Below are 18,333 nucleotides of genomic sequence, written 5' to 3'. Positions count from 1 at the left end.
CCTCTAAGTTTATCTGTTTTAGTATATCAAAATCTTACAGGAATGTCAGCTTGGGATTGATATTTGCTGAATTTCTTATCCAATAGCGCAAAGCGTTCGATTTCACGAAAACGATGAAATCGACTATTACTATACTCTCTGATAAAATCATCATCTTCTAGATTAAGCATGGTTTTCTCCTTTACTTATCTATTCGTAAGAAAACAAAAAAGACCCAGCCTTGGGCTAGATCTTGGTCGATAGTTAGAGCATAGGTGCAAACAACTGGACAATTTCTTTGATGAGGCTTTGATACCAGCTAGTTTTGATAGTGTGGGGATAAATTTCTTGAGAAACTTTAAAAATCTCTTCGAAGTCCCTTTCAATATCGATGATAGACTGCGTTCTATAAAGCAAGACGGCATTTTCATAGTGGTGAAGCAAACTCCGATAGTCAAAATTGATGGTTCCCACAGTAGCTGCCTCTCCATCGACAAGTATTTGCTTGCTATGAAGGAATCCCGGACTGTACTCATAAATACGAACCCCAGCAGATAGCAAATCTGGATAGGCTCCCCGAGTAACTAACTGAATAACCTTCTTATCTGGGATACACGGCGTCACAATTCGCACATCTACCCCTCTCAGAGCTGCATTTTTGATACTTTCGGTGAGATCATAGTCCGCAATCAGATAGGGAGTCGTGATGTAGACGTAATCTGTAGCTTGATTGATAAGATTTTGGTAGACCGTTTTTCCAACTTGAGCTCTGTATATGGGTTTTGGTCCACTACTATAGGGAATACAGAGCCCCATCCCATCTTTGGGCTGATTTTCGAGATGGTATTGGTCAAAATCACTAATCTCTCCACGGTTGATATACCAGGCAGATAAAAAGAGCCTGGTAAAAGCCTTAACTGCTGGTCCATCCAAACGAATCCCACTATCCTTCCAGTAACCAAAACGTTCGATATGGTTGATATACTCATCGGCCAGATTGACACCACCTGTATAGGCAATCTGCCCATCAATAATCATGATTTTACGGTGGTCACGGTTGTTATAAGCAACGGTCAAACGTGGAATCACCTTGTTAAATTTGTGGGCTTCAATCCCTCGACCACGAAGCTGGACGGTGTAATCTCCAGGTAAGGTTGCCATACAACCAATATCATCATAGAGAAGCTTCACCTCTACTCCTTGAGCTGCCTTTTCTTCCAAAATCTCTAAGATGCTGTTCCACATCAAACCTTCTTCGATGATATAGTATTCGAGAAAGATAAACTTCTCAGCTTTCTTGAGATCCTCTAGCATCTGATGCCACATGCTTTCACCAGATGCAAAAAATTGTGTATCCGTTCGATCATAGACATCGGCATTCGTATCCATGCTAAGGAGTGATTTGATAACTCCGTAAGCTGATTTGTCTTGTTCCTTTAACTCCAAACGGAGAGCTCTGCTATTGTCCTCTCGATCAACCATTGATTGGAGCTGCTTTAGCTGCTTCATTTCTTTTTTAGATAAACGACGCTCTCCAAACATGATATAGAGCAATGGGCCAAACACTGGCACAAAGGCTACTAACAGCCATGTTACCTTACTCTCAGGATTCATAGATCGATTAACAATCGATACAATAGTCGCTAAGCTCACTAAAATGACTAGGATAATCCAGACAATTGGAGCCATTTGCCCAAGATAGAGAAATAAACCAAAGACGATAAACAACTCTGCCAACATGATGGTAATACTAAAACCATATTTTGACATGAGTAGCTGCATTTTTCTAGCTGTCATACATCCCCTTCCTTTTCTAACATTCTCCTAACTGCTTGATAAACTAATGTCTCTACTAGTATACCTCAGTTCAGGGGTAGATGGCAACCGTTTGCCTTTTTCTATTCAAACTATTCCAAGAACTGCAAGATTCTTAAACTACACCCTTACTATATGAAGCATTCCCCTTTTTATCTTTTTAACTAGGGTATTAAGAGGATTAAAAAGAACTACCAAAATGATAGTTCTTTCCAGCATTATTTAGCTTCTTTTTCACTTTATGAATCAGAAGAGTTCTTTGTAGAGAGCAATGGTTTCTTCTAAAGTTGGCATAAATGGATTGCCTGGCGCACATGCATCAATCAAAGCATTCTTAGAAAGGTAGTCAAAGTCAAAGTCTTTTTCTTGGATACCGAGTTCAGTGAGTTTCTTCGGAATACCTACTGTTTCAGACAGTTTCTCAATTTCAGCGATAGCATAGTCAGCACATTCTTGGTCTGTTTTCCCTTCCACATGGAGTCCCAAGGCCTTGGCTACATTGCGGAAAGCTTCTGGTACACGTTTGGCATTTTCACGCTCTACAACTGGGAGAAGCATGGCACAGCAGACACCATGTGGCAAGTTATATACCGCACCGAGTTGGTGAGCCATAGAATGAACATAGCCCAAACCAGCATTGTTAAAGCTCATACCACCGAGGAAGATGGCATTGACCATCGCCTCACGCGCTTCAATATCTTGGCCATTTGCCACAGCACGAGGAAGATACTCCTTGATGAGTTCAATCGCTCCGATAGAAAGTTTCTTGGTCACATTATAAGCACCTGGTGTTACCAAGGCTTCGACAGCGTGAGTAAGAGCATCCATACCTGTCGCTGCTGTCAATCCTTTCGGCTTTGAAAGCATGAGTTCTGGATCATTGACAGAGATAAGGGCAAGGCTATTCTTATCAACCATTACCATCTTGACCTTGCGCTCTTCGTCAGTAATAACATAGTTAATGGTGATTTCTGCAGAAGTTCCAGCTGTTGTATTAATCGCAACCACTGGCAAGCCTTTTTTAGCAGACTTGTGGAGACCCTCATAGTCTTGAGGTTTTCCACCATTTGTAGTGATGATAGAGATACAACTAGCGGCATCCTGAGGAGACCCTCCCCCAAGACTGATGATGAAGTCACATCCATGCTCTTTCAGAGCAGCAACCCCATCTGTAACGTTCTTGCAAGTCGGATTTGGCTCCACATCGCTAAAAATCACATATTCGATCCCTTCAGCATCTAATGGTTTTAGGACCTTAGGTAAAATATCACTGCCTTCGATGAACTTATCTGTCACCAAAAGGGCCTTCTTATACCTCAGTTCCTTGATATACGGGCCTACTTCATTTACAACACCTTTACCGATAAGGTTAACTGATGGAACGTAAAATGTAGCCATATGCTTTTCCTCCTGCGCCTCTGCGCTAATTGATTATTTACCATAAGTATACGACCTTATAAGAAGTTTTACAAATATTTGTAAGCGTTTTAAGTAAAAAGTTAGTAAAGAACAGCCAGCCACTTTTTCAAGAAAAAAGCTCCAAAAAGATAGCTTTCATCTCATTGGAACTTTTACTTAATCATTATTGCTTAGTTAATACCACTCGGTCAGATGCCTCTCGGTCCATATCATCGATAATCAATTGATTACCATTAACCGTGTAAATTTTGACATCATCACCGATAATGACACGTTGATTTTCTGGCTCAAAGCTGACTTGCTTGATTTCCTTATCTCCATCTGGCTCGACCTCAGTCCATGTACCAGTTTTACCTGTTACAACAAGAGTAATTTGGTCATTCTCATCTTTTCCAGTATAGGTACCATCGATATTCGTAGGTTGAGCTACAGTAGTGTCCTGACTTGAGGATGCCTGTGGTTGACTAGCACTTGCCGTAGCGCTAGAAGATGATTCTTGTTGAGTAGATGATTGCTGAGCAGATTGCTGGGTAGGGGCTTGTGCCTTAGGTCCACAAGCTACTAAAAGACTAAGAATTGCTAGGGAAGCAATAGAAAGTGTGAATGTTTTCGTTTTCATAGCGATTTCCTTTCTTTTGTGCCAATAATTTGCTGGAATCGTTTCCAGATATACCTCCTACCTACAGTATAACAACTTAAGCCTAGAAGGTCAACTAATCCCATCGCTTCCTTGCAAACTCGCTCGGACTTCCGAGATAAAGTAGAGCGAGCCCGTCACGAAAAGCAAGTCCTGATCTTTGGCCTTTTCTTCAAATTCTCTGATAAAACCGCCATAGGAAGAAATCAAATCGTAACCCGCCACATCCTTTTCATCCAGAGAGCCTTGGTAGTCAAAGCCTGTTACCTTAAGTTCCACCTGAGGCAACTGCTTAGATAGATAGCCTAACATCCCCTGATAATCCTTGCGTTTAAGTGCTCCAAAAAGGATGCGAACCTGGTAACCTTGCTGGATTTTCCCTTGGATAAACTCGACTAGACGAGTCAAGGCTGGCAGATTGTGAGCCCCATCTAGGTAGATTTGTGGACGAATCCGTTCCAATCGACCTGCCCAATGTGTCTCCTTCAAAGCCCGTCTGACAAACTCTTCTTCGACCCTTTCACCTCTTGACGCCATAAACAGAAGAAAAGTTTCTAAAGCCAAGGCGGCATTTTCTTGCTGATAAGCACCTTCTAAACCGATTTCAAGCTGTGAAAAGTTTGCTAGCTTACTTGAAAAATCCCCAGCATTCAAGGTGAAGTCTCGCCCAGCTTGATAAAGTTCGACAGCTAACTCTCTCGCTTTACTTTGACAGACAAGCTCCGCTTCTGGAGTAAGCTTGGCAATGACTGCCTTCTTGCCAGCCTTGAAAATACCAGCTTTCTGCTCGGCTATTTCCTCCAGACTATCGCCCAAGGTCTCCTGATGATCTAGCCCAATCGAAGCAATAACTGCAATCTCTCCTGTTACGACATTAGTGGTATCAAGCAAACCACCAATCCCCACTTCTAGCAGAACCAGATCCACTCCCTGCTCTTTAAAGTAAAGCAAAGCAATCAGAGTCAGTAATTCAAAAAAGGACAGCTGGTCATAGGTTTGCAAAAGCGTCTTTTCCATCTCATTGACCTGCTCCGCCAAACGGATAAAATCTGCATCAGCAATCGGTTGCCCATTGATACAGATTCGATCATGGATACTGATGATATGAGGAGAGGTAAAAGTACCAACTTTTTTTCCATGAGCTACAAACAACTCCCTCATAAAGGCAATAGTTGACCCTTTACCGTTAGTCCCTGTTACGTGGATAATAGGATAAGTCTTCTCAGGATTCCTCAGCAAATCCACAGCTCGCTGCATTCCTCCAAGACCAGATCTAAAGTTTAAACCAATCCGACTATGCAGCCATTCTTCTACTTCAAACATACATGTCTCCTTAACAAAAGTCCAATCAACTACCGCATCAAAGTATGATTACAAATAAAAAGTGAGGTCAGGACTAAAATCCCAACCTCTTACCTGGTTAGCTAATCACTAGCTACAATGAATTTCAACGTGGGCTAAAAACGTCCACCGGACTTACTTACGGTCTTTATTTTTAGCGTAAGGGTAAAAATGTTCCCAGGACTTACCAGTTCTCTCTTATTTCAAGGAACTGGGGTAAAAACGTTCCCCGAACGTTCCTGCGTTTCTAATTTCTGGCGCAGGGCTAAAAACATCCACTGGATGTTCCAACTCTTTCTAGTTTCTAGGAGTTGGGGTGATACAGTCTCCCAGACTGTATCACTCCTCCATAAAGCTGTTGAAGACTTCTTCAATCATGTTCCATTCGTCTTCTGAGTCTTCTGGGATTGGTTGCAATTCGCCTTCTGTTCCATCTTCGTTTTCGATGAATGAGTAAGGTTGGACTTCAACTTGTCCGTCTTCATCTTCTTCTGCATTAACTGGCACTAGCAGAACATAGTTTTTACCAAATTCTTCTTTTCCGTCGATGGTCAAAAGAATTTCAAACAAGGTTTCATTTCCTTGCTCATCTACTAGTGTAATCAATTCACGTTCTTCGTGGTCATGGTTGTGATCGTGTGACATAGTTTCTCCTCTGTCTTAAAATTTTCTATCTAAATAATTCTGCAAAATCAGCTGAGCAGCCAACTTATCAATAACTTTCTTGCGTTTGTTACGGCTGATATCTGCTTGTTCAATCAACATACGCTCCGCAGCGACGGTCGTCAAACGCTCATCTTGATAGTCTACTGGTAAACCAAAAAGTTCCTCTAATTTTGCTCCGTAGGCTTGACTAGCTTCTACCCGTGGACCGCTGGTATTGTTCATGTTTTTAGGCAGACCAACTACAAAGCGTTCCACCGAATAGGTGTCAACCAATTCCTTGATACGGTCAAAACCAAACTGGCCCTGATCCTCATTAATCTGGATGATTTCAAGTCCTTGAGCAGTGAAGCCTAGTGGATCACTAATCGCCACCCCTACTGTTTTTGAACCAACGTCCAATCCCATAATTCTCATAGATTATAGATCGACTCCTTGTCCTTTAAGGTAGTAGCGTACCAGTTCTTCAACAATTTCATCACGCTCATACTTACGGATTTGATTTCGTGCATTGTTGTAACGAGGAACGTAGGCAGGGTCTCCACTCAGTACATAACCGACGATCTGGTTAATCGGATTGTAGCCCTTGTCATTCAAAGAAGCATAAACATCTGTCAATGTTTCGCTAATTTCTTTCTTATTGGAATCATCCAATTTAAACCGTACAGTTTCTTCAGTAAATCCCATTCTAACACCCTCTTTCCTTAGAATAGTACTATTATAGCACATTCCCTGACGTTCTACAAATAAGTCCGTCTATTAATTTGGATTTTCTATTGTTCTGTCGCCCCATTTGCCACTCTATCTGCAATATATTGGCTAGGTTCGTTTTTTAAGAGATTTTCAAGGCCGATATTTTTTAAATATTCCAGCTGAGATGCCTTTTTGACATCCAATACTTGAAAATCATAAGTCGTTGTCGTCTGGATTTCTGTCTCGCTGAGTAGCTTGGTTTCCAGTTTGAATCCTGCTAGTTTGCGTGCCTCTTGGATGGTCTCATCCTTTTCTTCCGCTTCTAGAAGCGCTTTTTGCGTCTCCTCTAGGCCATTTTCAGAGATAAAGGTCTTGAGTTCATCCCCGACAGGTCGTTTTTGCTGGATGGTCAAGGTCAAAAACTGATTGCCTTTATAAGTAATGGTCTGAATCTGCTGCGTTCCATTTTCTGACTTCGGCATCAGCAAGGTCTTGGTGACAACCGTATTCTTTTCGGCATTGTCCAAAACGGGAAGGTTGGATTGGAGAGGTTCAGATGCTGTTGTGGAAGCAGCAGGGGTTTCCTTTTTTTGCCCACATCCCGCAAGCAAAAAGAGGAGAGCAAAACTAGCAATTAGTAACTTTTTCATAATTCCTCACATGATTTTAAAACAAAAGGGCAAACAAGGCCAGGAGTCACTCCCAGCCTTGATGTTTTATAGAGCTGCACGTAGACGTGCTTCTGCATTTTCTACATTACGGACAGAGCGTGGCAAGAAGGCACGGATATCATCTTCTTTATAGCCGACTTGTAGGCGCTTCTCGTCAACGAGAATCGGACTCTTTAAGATCCGTGGTGTTTCCATGATTAAGTTGAGCACTTCATTGACACTCAAATCCTCGATGTCAACTCCAAGTGCCTTAGCGTAGCGGTTTTTTGACGAAACGATACTGGCGATTCCATTATCTGTTTTCGTGAGAATATCTAATAACTCTTCTCTTGTAATTCCTTCTTTACCGAGATTTTGTTCTTTATAACTTAACTGGTGGGCATTGAGCCAGGTTTTCGCTTTTTTACAGCTAGTACAACTTGAGACTGTATAAATTTTGATCATGTACCTACCCCTTTCGCTACATGTTACTATCAGTTTAGTCTATTATACCATAAAAAACATCCGACTTGCGACCTATTTTTAAAAAAAATTAACTTTTTTCGCGATTTTCGTACTTTTTTCTTGACAAAATCAATTTATAACCAACTTTTAAATTTTTTGATATACAATCGTTTTACAACTGTAACACTTATCATATAGAGAACGATAATCAAAAGCAAAAAGAGGAAATAAATTGGTTCCAAAGGGGTTAAATGAAGCAGGCTAGCAATTGAAGAGTAGGGAAGAAAGGTCACAAAACTAGCTGCTAGCAAGGTTGTACCAAGAACAAACCATGATGGACGACTTTGTAAGAAAGGAAGTTTTGCTGAACGAAGCATATGGATAACCATGGTTTGGGACCACATGGATTCAATGAACCAACCTGTCTGGAACAAAATGATAAAGCCCGTTGCAGCCTCTGCTCCGTGAGCATAGGCTTGACCTGTCGCCATTGGGACAATAACAAAATAGAGTAAGATAAAGGTCAAAATATCAAAGGCAGAAGAAATCGGACCCATCCAAATCATAAAGCGAGTAATAGACTTTGCTTCCCACTTATGAGGATGTTTCAAAAAGTCTTCATCCACATTATCAAATGGCAAGGCAATGCAAGAAAGATCATAGACTAGGTTCAACACAATCAAGTGAATCGGAGCCATAGGAAGGAAAGGTAAAAAGATACCAGACACTAACAGAGAGAAAATGTTCCCGAAATTAGAGCTGACCGTCATCTTGATATATTTGGTCATATTAGCGTAGACCTTACGCCCTTCAACCAGCCCTTTTTCAAGCACCATCAAATCCTTATCTAGCAAAATGACATCAGCCGTTTCTTTGGCAATATCTACTGCTGTATCAACAGAAATCCCCACATCTGCTACTTTCATCGAAGGGGCATCATTGATCCCATCTCCCATATAGCCGACACAATGTCCATTCGATTTGATTTGTAAAATGATTCGTGCTTTTTGATCCGGAGAAAGTTTGGCAAAGACAGTCACTTTCTCAACTGCTTGAGCCAACTCTTCGTCCGTCATGGCGTCAATATCAGAACCCAACAAGATTTGATCAACGTCTAGACCAACTTTTTCGCAAACTGCTTGGGTTACCTTTTCATTGTCTCCCGTCAAGATCTTTGTTTGAACACCGTGTTCTAACAAAGCTTGGATAGCAGGTGCTGCTGATGGTTTTGGTGGATCTAGAAAGGCAAGATATCCTGTTAGAATCATCTCCTTTTCATCTTCAACGGAGTAAGCAAAACCTTCTTTTAGGCCTGTTTTATAGGCGACTCCCAAGACTCGCAAGCCTTGTTGATTAAGTTGATCTACTTCTTTTAAGATTTCCACTCGGATATCATCCGTCAGAGGGCTAATCTGGCCTTGATATTCCACATGGGTTGAAATCGCAAGCATTTCCTCTAGGGCACCCTTGGTTACCAAACTAACAACTTCGTTCTCATCCTTGACGATGACACTCATTCGTCTGCGTTCAAAATCAAAGGGCAATTCATCTATTTTTTGGAAGCTAGTATCCAAATTTTGTAGAATAGCGTGTTCTTTAGCTTCTTTTTCAGTTCTACTGATAATGGCACGGTCCATCAAGTTTTTCAAACCGGTTTGAAAATAGGAATTGAGGTAGGCCCGTCTCAACACAGACAAATCCAAATCTCCATGTATGTCCAAAGGATATTCCAGGACAATTTCATCTTGGGTAAGGGTTCCGGTTTTATCCGTGCATAGGATATCAATAGCACCTAGGTCCTGTATGGCATTGAGTTTTTTGATGACGACTTTTTCCTTGGCCATGATAATGGAGCCTTTTGCTAAACTGGCCGTGATGATCATAGGAAGCATCTCAGGTGTCAAACCAACACCAACACTCAGTGCAAACACACCTGCTTCCAGCCAGTCGCCGTCTGTCAAGCCATTGGAGAGAAAGACGATGGGAACCATGACCAACATCAAACGGATCAAGAGCCAAGAGATGCTGTTCATCTCCCGTTCAAAAGAGGTCGGTTCGTCATAGGTATTGAGGGTCTGCTCGATTTCTCCCATCATGGTATCATCACCGACCGCTAGAATCAAAGCCTTGGCGCTTCCTGATATCACATTGGTTCCCATAAAAGCGAGCGCTTCTGCTTCTAGCAGACTATCAAAATTTGACTGACTCATTTTTGACAAGGCTAGTTTTTCAACCGAGTCACTTTCACCTGTCAAACCAGATTGTTGGACAAAGAAATCACGTGATTCAATTAAAAGGAGATCTGCTGGTATCATATCCCCAGCACTTAATTTGACTATATCTCCAACGACCAAATCTTCAATTGCGACCTCTAAACTCTGGCCTTCGCGAATAACTGTGGCAGTGTTCACAATCATTTTTGATAGATTGGTCGCAGCCTTGTCACTCCGCAATTCTTGGACAAAGCGTATGCCACCAGAGATTAGAACGAGAACGACGATGATGATAGAGGTCGTCGGATCTTCTTGTCCAGGTTTCGCCAACCAGACATTGGTCACCATGGAGATCATAGCGATGACAAGAAGGATGATTGTAAATGGATTGATAATGGATTCGTAAATCTTTTTGAGGATACTGTCTTCTTGACCCTTGGTGATGGTATTTTCGCCATATAGGTCACGATTTTTCTCCACCTGCTCCTCAGTCAAGCCTGTTAGACTTGTCTTATAAAAAGATAGAGTTTCGTTTAAAGGTGTGTGAATAGCTGTTGCTAATCTTTCTTTTGTAGTTTTCATTGGTTTCTCCTATCTGTATGAATGATGTGTTTCATACACAGAGACCAATCACTTTATAAGGGCAGAACGACACAAATCAGCGATTGGCTGTGTATGTGCGGTTCTGGATGATCGTCAATTTGCATCGTTTGTCTCCTTTCCTTGTTCTAAAACAGTAGAAAATCCCACCATAAAATGGCAGGATTAAAAAACTAATTATCTGTTTTTTCGTTCAAGCTTTAACTCCATAGGGCGATGTAATGAGCTTAGTCTTAGCCTTCGCGACCAGGACTGTTGACCAACGAGTAGTGTCTCCACTGCTTTGCGGTAGTCATCCGTATCCCTATGGTAGCCTCACCTACCGTTTTCGTCTATCAGTATAAACCTTTAAAATATAAAAGTCAATGATTTATCTTAATTTTCTTAAATAATAATTAATTCCTTCGGCGCTAGAGTCAACAATTCGCAACCGTTATCTGTAATTAAGATATCATCTTCAATACGAACGCCATATTTACCTTCAATATAAATACCTGGTTCATCAGTCAAGACCATACCAGATTTAATGACTTCTTTGGAAGTTTGGCTAAAGTAAGGCTCTTCATGAATATCCAGTCCGATACCGTGTCCAATACCGTGGGTAAAGTAGTCACCATAGCCTGCCTCGATGATAATATCGCGAGGGATTTTGTCAAAGTCGCGGAAACCTAGACCTGCCTTGGCTTGGTCAATCAGAGCTTGGTTGGCTTTCAGAACCGTATTGTAAATCTCTGCCTGCTCGTCACTGACATGCCCTAGATAGATGGTCCGTGTCATATCGCTGACATAGTGGTCATAGAGACAGCCGAAGTCCATGGTAATAGCTTCCCCCAGCTCTACGGGTTTATGCATAGGATGGGCATGTGGTTTAGAAGAGTTGATGCCACTTGCTAAAATGGTATCAAAAGACAAGCCTGCCGCTCCTAGCTCACGCATGCGGAAATCAAGGAAGTTGGCAATCTCAATTTCAGTCTTTCCTGGTTTGATAAAGTCAAGGGCATCGCGGAAAGCTTGGTCTGAGATAGAGCAAGCCTTGCGAATAGTTGCGATCTCCTTTTCATCCTTGATCATACGAAGACCCTCAACAAACTGCGTTTGAGGAAGCAATTCCAAACCTTCAAATGCTGCTTGCATACGATGATAGTAAGAGACAGAAATCTCATCTTCAAAACCGACGCGAGACAAGCCCATATCCTTGACAATTCTTGCAATAACAGCCAACTCATCACGATCAGCCACAATCTCAAAACCTGTTACTTCTTGCTTAGCTGCAATGATGTAGCGAGAGTCTGTCACCAAGACCTGACGGTCACGGCTGATAAAAACGGTTCCGTTTGAACCCCAAAAACCAGTCAGGTAATAGACGTTTTTAAGGTTGTTGATGATGATACCATCTAGTTCTTTTTCTTGCATTTTAGCTAAAAATGCTTGCACACGTTTATTCATGATGTAACTTTCCTTTCAAATAGTGTCCTGTGTAGCTGGCTTCATTGGCCGCTACTTCTTCTGGTGTTCCTGTTGCGATGATAGTTCCACCACCGACACCGCCCTCAGGTCCCAAATCGATGATATGGTCTGCCGTCTTGATAACATCTAGATTGTGCTCGATGACGAGGACAGTATTGCCATCGTCTACAAAGCGAGCCAAGACTTTAAGCAAGCGAGCGATATCCTCGGTATGAAGTCCTGTCGTCGGCTCATCCAGAATATAGAAAGATTTCCCTGTCGAGCGTTTGTGGAGTTCACTAGCCAACTTCATACGCTGGGCTTCTCCCCCAGAAAGGGTGGTAGCCGGTTGCCCTAGCGTTACATAGCCCAGTCCCACATCCTTGATGGTCTGGAGTTTGCGTTGAATCTTGGGAATATGTTGGAAGAATTCCACCGCATCGTTGACGGTCATGTCCAAGACCTGCGAGATATTTTTTTCCTTATAGTGGACTTCTAGGGTTTCACTGTTGTAGCGAGTCCCGTGGCAGACTTCACAAGCCACGTAAACATCTGGCAAGAAGTGCATCTCGATCTTGATAATCCCGTCACCTGAGCAGGCTTCGCAACGACCACCCTTGACGTTGAAACTGAAACGGCCCTTCTTGTAGCCTCGAATCTTAGCTTCGTTTGTCTGGGCAAAGAGGTCACGTATATCGTCAAAAACTCCCGTATAGGTAGCTGGGTTGGACCTCGGCGTTCGTCCAATGGGGCTCTGGTCAATATCGATCAAGCGGTCTACATGCTCAATCCCTGTGATGGTCTTGAATTTACCAGGCTTGTCTGAATTGCGGTTGAGCTTCTGGGCAATAGCTTTTTTGAGGATGCTGTTGATTAAGGTCGATTTCCCTGAACCTGACACCCCTGTCACCGCGATGAATTTCCCTAATGGGAAGCGAGCAGTGATATTTTGCAAGTTGTTCTCACGCGCACCTGTCACTTCGATAAAGCGACCATTTCCGGCACGGCGCTCTTCTGGTACTGGAATGGCACGTTTACCTGACAAGTACTGGCCTGTAATAGACTTACTATTACGGGCCACCTGCTTGGGTGTTCCTGCAGCAACAATCTCGCCACCAAAAACACCGGCACCTGGACCAACGTCAATCAGATAATCCGCCTCGCGCATGGTATCTTCGTCGTGTTCCACCACGATGAGAGTATTGCCCAAGTCACGCATCTTTTTCAGACTAGCAATCAGGCGGTCATTATCCCTCTGGTGAAGACCGATGGACGGCTCATCCAGGATATAAAGGACACCTGATAGGTTGGACCCAATCTGGGTTGCCAAGCGAATACGCTGACTCTCCCCACCTGATAGGGTTCCTGCCGAACGAGATAGGGTCAGATAGTTGAGCCCAACGTTATTGAGGAAGGTCAAGCGATCCTTGATTTCCTTGAGAATAGGACGGGCGATAATCGCTTCATTTTCAGACAAGGTCAGCTGGCTGACCAACTCCAAGTGGTCTGCGATAGACAGGTCTGAGATTTCACCGATATGGGGTCCTTGCTCTCCACCCACACGAACAGACAAGGCCTGGTCATTGAGACGATAGCCGTGGCAAGTTCCACAGGTTAGCTCATTCATGTAGAGGCGCATCTGGGTGCGCGTGTAGTCACTATTGGTTTCATGGTAACGACGCTTGATATTATTGACAACCCCCTCAAAAGGAATGTCAATATCGCGCACACCGCCAAATTCATTTTCATAGTGGAAATGGAATTCCTTGCCATCCGAGCCGTAGAGAATCAAGTTTTTATCTTCTTCTGACAAGTCCTCAAAGGGCTTATCCATATCCACTCCAAAAGCCGTCATGGCCTGCTCTAGCATGTTTGGATAGTAGTTGGATGAGATAGGATTCCAAGGTGCCAAGGCTCCCTCACGCAAAGTTTTGCTGGTATCAGGAACCACCAAGTCAACATCCACCTCCAGCTTGATCCCCAAACCATCACACTCACTACACGAGCCAAAAGGAGCATTAAAGGAGAAGAGACGAGGCTCTAACTCTGGTACTGTAAAACCACAAACTGGACAGGCATAATGCTCAGAAAAGAGCAACTCAGAATCGTCCATAGTGTCGATAATCACATAACCTTCTGCGATACGAAGGGCAGCCTCAATGGAATCAAAGAGACGGCTACGAATGCCCTCCTTGATGACAATACGGTCGACCACGACATCGATATTGTGTTGCTTACTCTTAGACAGCTCAGGCACTTCGGTCACATCATAGACTTCCCCATCCACTCGGACACGAACATAGCCATCTTTTTGAACCTTTTCAATGACACTCTTATGTTGCCCTTTTTTCTTACGAATGACCGGAGCTAAAATTTGCAGACGTTGGCGTTCTGGCAATTCCAAAACCTTATCCACGATTTGTTCTACAGAAGAAGCCTTGATAGCACCATGTCCGTTGATACAGTAAGGCGTCCCCACACGTGCGTAGAGGAGACGCAGATAGTCATTGATTTCAGTAGTTGTCCCGACGGTCGAACGAGGATTTTTACTGGTTGTTTTTTGGTCGATGGAAATAGCTGGGCTGAGGCCATCAATGGCATCCACATCTGGTTTTTCCATATTTCCCAAAAACTGACGAGCGTAAGCTGACAAGCTCTCTACATAGCGGCGTTGGCCCTCCGCATAGAGGGTATCAAAGGCCAGACTGGATTTCCCAGACCCTGACAAACCAGTCACGACAACCAGCTTGTCTCGCGGAATCTCCACATCAATATTTTTTAAGTTATGGGCACGCGCCCCATGAATCACAATTTTATCTTGCATCTTTGTTCTTTCTAGTCCATTATTGCTTTCCATTATACCAAAAAATGTGAAATTCTATTACCCAAAAAGCTGTTTTTATAGTATAATAGTACGGTGCAAAAAATGAATCACTGAATAGTAGGAAAGGATAGGGGATATGAAACAAGTTTTTCTCTCAACAACAACGGAATTTAAAGAGATCGACACGCTTGAACCGGGTACTTGGATCAACCTCGTCAATCCTACACAAAATGAATCGTTGGAAATCGCTAACGCCTTCGACATTGACATTGCTGACCTTCGAGCACCGCTCGATGCGGAAGAAATGTCCCGTATTACCATCGAAGATGAGTACACTTTGATTATCGTGGACGTTCCCATCACAGAAGAAAGAAACAATCGTACCTACTACGTTACGATTCCGCTGGGGATTATCATCACAGAGGAAACCATTATCACCACCTGCTTGGAATCCCTCCCCGTTCTCGATGTCTTTATCAACCGTAGACTGCGCAACTTTTACACCTTCATGCGTTCACGCTTTATCTTCCAGATTCTCTACCGCAACGCAGAGCTTTACCTTACAGCCCTTCGTTCGATCGACCGTAAGAGTGAACAAATCGAAAGTCAACTTCACAAGTCTACTCGAAACGAAGAGCTGATCGAGCTCATGGAATTGGAAAAGACCATCGTCTATTTCAAGGCCTCACTTAAGACGAACGAGCGCGTGATTAAGAAATTGACTAGCGCAACTAGCAATATCAAGAAATACCTAGAAGACGAAGACCTACTCGAAGACACTCTGATTGAAACCCAACAGGCCATCGAGATGGCAGATATCTATGGAAATGTCCTTCACTCTATGACAGAGACCTTTGCCTCTATCATTTCCAACAACCAGAACAATATCATGAAAACCCTGGCTCTCGTGACCATTGTCATGTCTGTCCCAACCATGATCTTCTCAGCCTACGGGATGAACTTCAAGGATAATGAAATCCCTCTAAATGGCGAGCCACACGCCTTCTGGTTAATCGTCTTTATCGCCTTTGCTATGAGTGTTTCGCTCACTCTCTATCTCATCCATAAAAAATGGTTCTAAGAGGAATCCCTATGTCTCAGATTGATTTACAAAAATTAACTAAGAAAAACCAAGAGTTTATCCATATCGCTACCCAACAATTTATCAAAGATGGTAAAACAGACGCTGAAATCAAGGCCGTCTTTGAGGAAGTCATTCCTAAAATCCTTGAAGAGCAAGCCAAGGGGACGACTGCACGTTCCCTCTACGGGGCTCCAACCCACTGGGCTCATAGCTTCACTGTCAAAGAGCAATATGAAAAAGAGCATCCAAAAGAAAATGACGATCCAAAACTCATGATTATGGACTCAGCCCTTTTTATCACCAGTCTCTTTGCATTGGTTAGCGCTCTGACTACTTTCTTCTCTACAGATCAAGCTATTGGCTATGGATTGATTACCCTCTTGTTGGTTGGGCTTGTAGGAGGACTTGCCTTCTACTTGATGTACTACTTTGTCTACCAGTACTATGGACCAGACACAGACCGTAGCCAACGTCCTCCATTCTGGAAGTCAATCCTCGTTATCCTGGCTTCTATGGTCCTTTGGTTGGTTGTCTTCTTTGCAACAAGCTTCCTACCAGCAAACCTCAATCCAGTCCTTGCTCCATTGCCTTTGGCTATCCTAGGGGCTGCCCTTCTCGCTCTTCGATTCTATCTCAAGAAACGTTTCAACATCCGAAGTGCAAGCGCGGGCCCATCACGTTATTAAGAAAAGTGAAACGCTATGGCATATAGTCAATCCTTAGCTCAGCAGATTCGCAAAATTCTAGCACTTAAACTTCCTCCCCAAATTTTCGAAGAAGAGTTAGAAGAAAAGAAATTGTTTGGTGGCCTGGCCTTTATGATTCGTGGGAAAATGGTCCTTACAGTCAGTTCCAGAAAGGACGAACTGGTTATGGTGAGAATTGGCAAAGAAATGGAAAAGCAAGTTCTACCCCGAACAGGAGCTCATACTACATTGATGAGAGGGCGACCTTATCATGGCTATATAGACCTAGATATCGAAGGTCAAAAAGAGCTTCCTTACTGGATTGATTTAGCCCTCTCCTATAATCAAGAGTTGACCAAGTAACTCATATCTAGTGAGATTAGAGATTAGAAAAACGAAAAGCAACTGCACAGGCGGTTGCTTTTTCACTTGCTTTCTTGAGATTCAATAGCACTTCTGAGTCTCATTCTTATAGTTTTCTCTCATCTTTTGTGATAGAATAGGCTCATATTCAATGAAAATCAAAGAGCAAACTAGGAAGCTAGCCGCAGGTTGCTCAAAGCACTGCTTTGAGGTTGTAGATAGAACTGACGAAGTCAGTAACATATATACGGTAAGGCGACTCTGACGTAGTTTGAATTTGATTTTCGAAGAGTATCAATCTATTTCTAGGAGGATGAGATATAGTTTCTACTATTGGTATCGTTAGTTTGTCTAGTGGTGTTATCGGAGAGGATTTTGTCAAACACGAAGTCGATTTGGGTATTCAACGTCTCAAGGATTTGGGATTCAATCCTGTCTTTCTGCCCCATTCGCTAAAAGGGTTAGACTTTATCAAGGACCATCCTGAAGCACGTGCAGAGGATTTGATGCAGGCCTTTTCTGATGATAGCATCGACATGATCCTATGCGCCATCGGTGGGGATGATACCTATCGTTTGCTACCTTATCTTTTTGAAAATGACCAACTCCAAAAGGTTATCAAGCCAAAGATGTTTCTTGGCTTCTCGGATACCACTATGAACCACCTTATGTTGCACAAACTAGGGATTAAGACTTTTTATGGGCAATCCTTTCTAGCTGACATTTGTGAATTAGACAAGGAAATGTTATCCTATAGCCTCCACTACTTTAAAGAACTGATCGAGACTGGGAGAATTTCAGAAATCCGCCCTAGCGACGTTTGGTATGAGGAACGGACTGATTTTAGTCCCAAGGCTCTGGGAACAGCTCGTGTCAGTCATGCAAATACAGGCTTTGATTTGTTGCAAGGAAATGCTCAGTTTGAGGGAGAAATTCTCGGTGGTTGCCTTGAGTCCCTCTATGATATCTTTGACAATTCTCGATACGCAGACAGCACGGACCTCTGCCAAGAGTACCGACTCTTCCCTGACTTATCCGACTGGGAAGGAAAGATTCTCTTGCTAGAAACAAGCGAAGAGAAGCCTGAGCCGAAGAACTTCAAAAAGATGTTACAGGCTTTGAAAGAAACTGGGGTATTTGAGGTCATCAGTGGACTCTTGGTCGGAAAGCCAATGGATGAAGCCTTCTATGACGACTATAAGGAAGCACTATTGGATATCATTGATAACAATATCCCGATTGTCTATAATCTAAATGTCGGCCACGCAACGCCAAGAGCCATTGTTCCCTTTGGCGTTCACGCCTATGTAGATGCACAGGAGCAAGTCATTCGCTTTGACGATAACAAAAAATAAACAATTTCTCCATTTTTGTGCTTTGGTATTGATTTTCGTTACAATTTGTGTCTGAATTTATTGCATTTTGCTTATTTCTATGATATCTTTTTAAAGGAGG

Annotated in this window: 17 protein-coding genes and 1 riboswitch; of the genes, 4 read left to right on the top strand and 13 right to left on the bottom strand. The window is 42.8% G+C overall.

Translation table 11 applies throughout. From position 1 onward, the window contains the following. Positions 1-26: 26 nt before the first annotated feature. The 13 genes from D8863_RS11035 to uvrA all read right to left on the bottom strand — a co-directional run bounded on the left by D8863_RS11035 (position 27) and on the right by uvrA (position 14,745). Positions 27-170: a hypothetical protein gene (locus D8863_RS11035; protein WP_164497043.1), complete on the bottom strand. Its 144-nt coding sequence runs from the start codon at positions 168-170 to the stop codon at positions 27-29. 73 nt (positions 171-243) lie between these two features. Next, positions 244-1,776: a cardiolipin synthase gene (gene cls, locus D8863_RS00205; protein ID WP_125440752.1), complete on the bottom strand. Its 1,533-nt coding sequence runs from the start codon at positions 1,774-1,776 to the stop codon at positions 244-246. Between the two features lie 264 nt (positions 1,777-2,040). Then, positions 2,041-3,192 (bottom strand): iron-containing alcohol dehydrogenase, encoded by a 1,152-nt coding sequence (locus tag D8863_RS00200; protein ID WP_125440751.1) that lies wholly within the window; start codon positions 3,190-3,192, stop codon positions 2,041-2,043. Positions 3,193-3,376: 184 nt separating this feature from the next. Further along, the gene (locus D8863_RS00195) at positions 3,377-3,832 is read right to left on the bottom strand and encodes an SP_0198 family lipoprotein (protein WP_125440750.1); all 456 of its coding nucleotides are present in this window, start codon (positions 3,830-3,832) and stop codon (positions 3,377-3,379) included. 90 nt (positions 3,833-3,922) lie between these two features. Beyond that, positions 3,923-5,173 carry a bifunctional folylpolyglutamate synthase/dihydrofolate synthase gene (locus tag D8863_RS00190; protein WP_125440749.1) on the bottom strand — a complete coding sequence of 417 codons (1,251 nt, stop codon included), beginning with the start codon at positions 5,171-5,173 and terminating at the stop codon, positions 3,923-3,925. Between the two features lie 357 nt (positions 5,174-5,530). Beyond that, positions 5,531-5,836: a DUF1292 domain-containing protein gene (locus D8863_RS00180; protein ID WP_125413899.1), complete on the bottom strand. Its 306-nt coding sequence runs from the start codon at positions 5,834-5,836 to the stop codon at positions 5,531-5,533. 15 nt (positions 5,837-5,851) lie between these two features. After that, a complete protein-coding gene (gene ruvX / locus D8863_RS00175) occupies positions 5,852-6,271 on the bottom strand; it encodes a Holliday junction resolvase RuvX (RefSeq protein WP_049538550.1) in 420 nt (139 codons plus the stop codon). Positions 6,272-6,274: 3 nt separating this feature from the next. Further along, positions 6,275-6,541, bottom strand: coding sequence for an IreB family regulatory phosphoprotein (locus D8863_RS00170; RefSeq protein ID WP_000507059.1), 267 nt, complete (start codon positions 6,539-6,541; stop codon positions 6,275-6,277). Positions 6,542-6,627: 86 nt separating this feature from the next. Next, positions 6,628-7,197 carry an SP0191 family lipoprotein gene (locus D8863_RS00165; RefSeq protein ID WP_000734687.1) on the bottom strand — a complete coding sequence of 190 codons (570 nt, stop codon included), beginning with the start codon at positions 7,195-7,197 and terminating at the stop codon, positions 6,628-6,630. 66 nt (positions 7,198-7,263) lie between these two features. Then, positions 7,264-7,662 (bottom strand): transcriptional regulator Spx, encoded by a 399-nt coding sequence (gene spx, locus D8863_RS00160; protein WP_000591165.1) that lies wholly within the window; start codon positions 7,660-7,662, stop codon positions 7,264-7,266. A 134-nt stretch (positions 7,663-7,796) separates the two neighbouring features. Next, complete coding sequence (gene mgtA, locus D8863_RS00150; protein ID WP_125440748.1) at positions 7,797-10,457, bottom strand: magnesium-translocating P-type ATPase; 2,661 nt, start codon at positions 10,455-10,457, stop codon at positions 7,797-7,799. A gap of 195 nt (positions 10,458-10,652) precedes the next feature. Next, positions 10,653-10,804, bottom strand: a riboswitch (M-box (ykoK) riboswitch). Positions 10,805-10,859: 55 nt separating this feature from the next. Continuing rightward, the gene (locus D8863_RS00145; protein WP_125440747.1) at positions 10,860-11,921 is read right to left on the bottom strand and encodes a M24 family metallopeptidase; all 1,062 of its coding nucleotides are present in this window, start codon (positions 11,919-11,921) and stop codon (positions 10,860-10,862) included. Then, positions 11,914-14,745, bottom strand: coding sequence for an excinuclease ABC subunit UvrA (gene uvrA / locus D8863_RS00140; RefSeq protein ID WP_125440746.1), 2,832 nt, complete (start codon positions 14,743-14,745; stop codon positions 11,914-11,916). Before uvrA ends, D8863_RS00145 begins: the two co-directional genes overlap by 8 nt. A gap of 136 nt (positions 14,746-14,881) precedes the next feature. Here uvrA and D8863_RS00135 point away from each other — a divergent pair, with 136 nt between their 5' ends. The 4 genes from D8863_RS00135 to D8863_RS00120 all read left to right on the top strand — a co-directional run bounded on the left by D8863_RS00135 (position 14,882) and on the right by D8863_RS00120 (position 18,233). After that, positions 14,882-15,826, top strand: a complete 945-nt coding sequence (locus D8863_RS00135) for a magnesium transporter CorA family protein (RefSeq protein ID WP_000815620.1) — start codon at positions 14,882-14,884, stop codon at positions 15,824-15,826. A gap of 11 nt (positions 15,827-15,837) precedes the next feature. Then, positions 15,838-16,515 (top strand): DUF1129 domain-containing protein, encoded by a 678-nt coding sequence (locus tag D8863_RS00130; RefSeq protein ID WP_000077994.1) that lies wholly within the window; start codon positions 15,838-15,840, stop codon positions 16,513-16,515. 15 nt (positions 16,516-16,530) lie between these two features. After that, entirely contained in the window at positions 16,531-16,878 is a 348-nt protein-coding gene (locus D8863_RS00125; RefSeq protein WP_000331825.1) for a TfoX/Sxy family protein, read from the top strand. A gap of 320 nt (positions 16,879-17,198) precedes the next feature. Next, a complete protein-coding gene (locus D8863_RS00120) occupies positions 17,199-18,233 on the top strand; it encodes a S66 family peptidase (protein ID WP_125440745.1) in 1,035 nt (344 codons plus the stop codon). Positions 18,234-18,333 lie beyond the last annotated feature (100 nt).

Source organism: Streptococcus oralis (genome assembly GCF_003943825.1).
In the GTDB taxonomy this organism is placed as follows: Bacteria; Bacillota; Bacilli; order Lactobacillales; family Streptococcaceae; genus Streptococcus; species Streptococcus oralis_CD.
The sequence above is the reverse complement of the archived record's forward strand: the minus strand, read 5'-3'. Positions and strand labels throughout refer to the sequence as shown.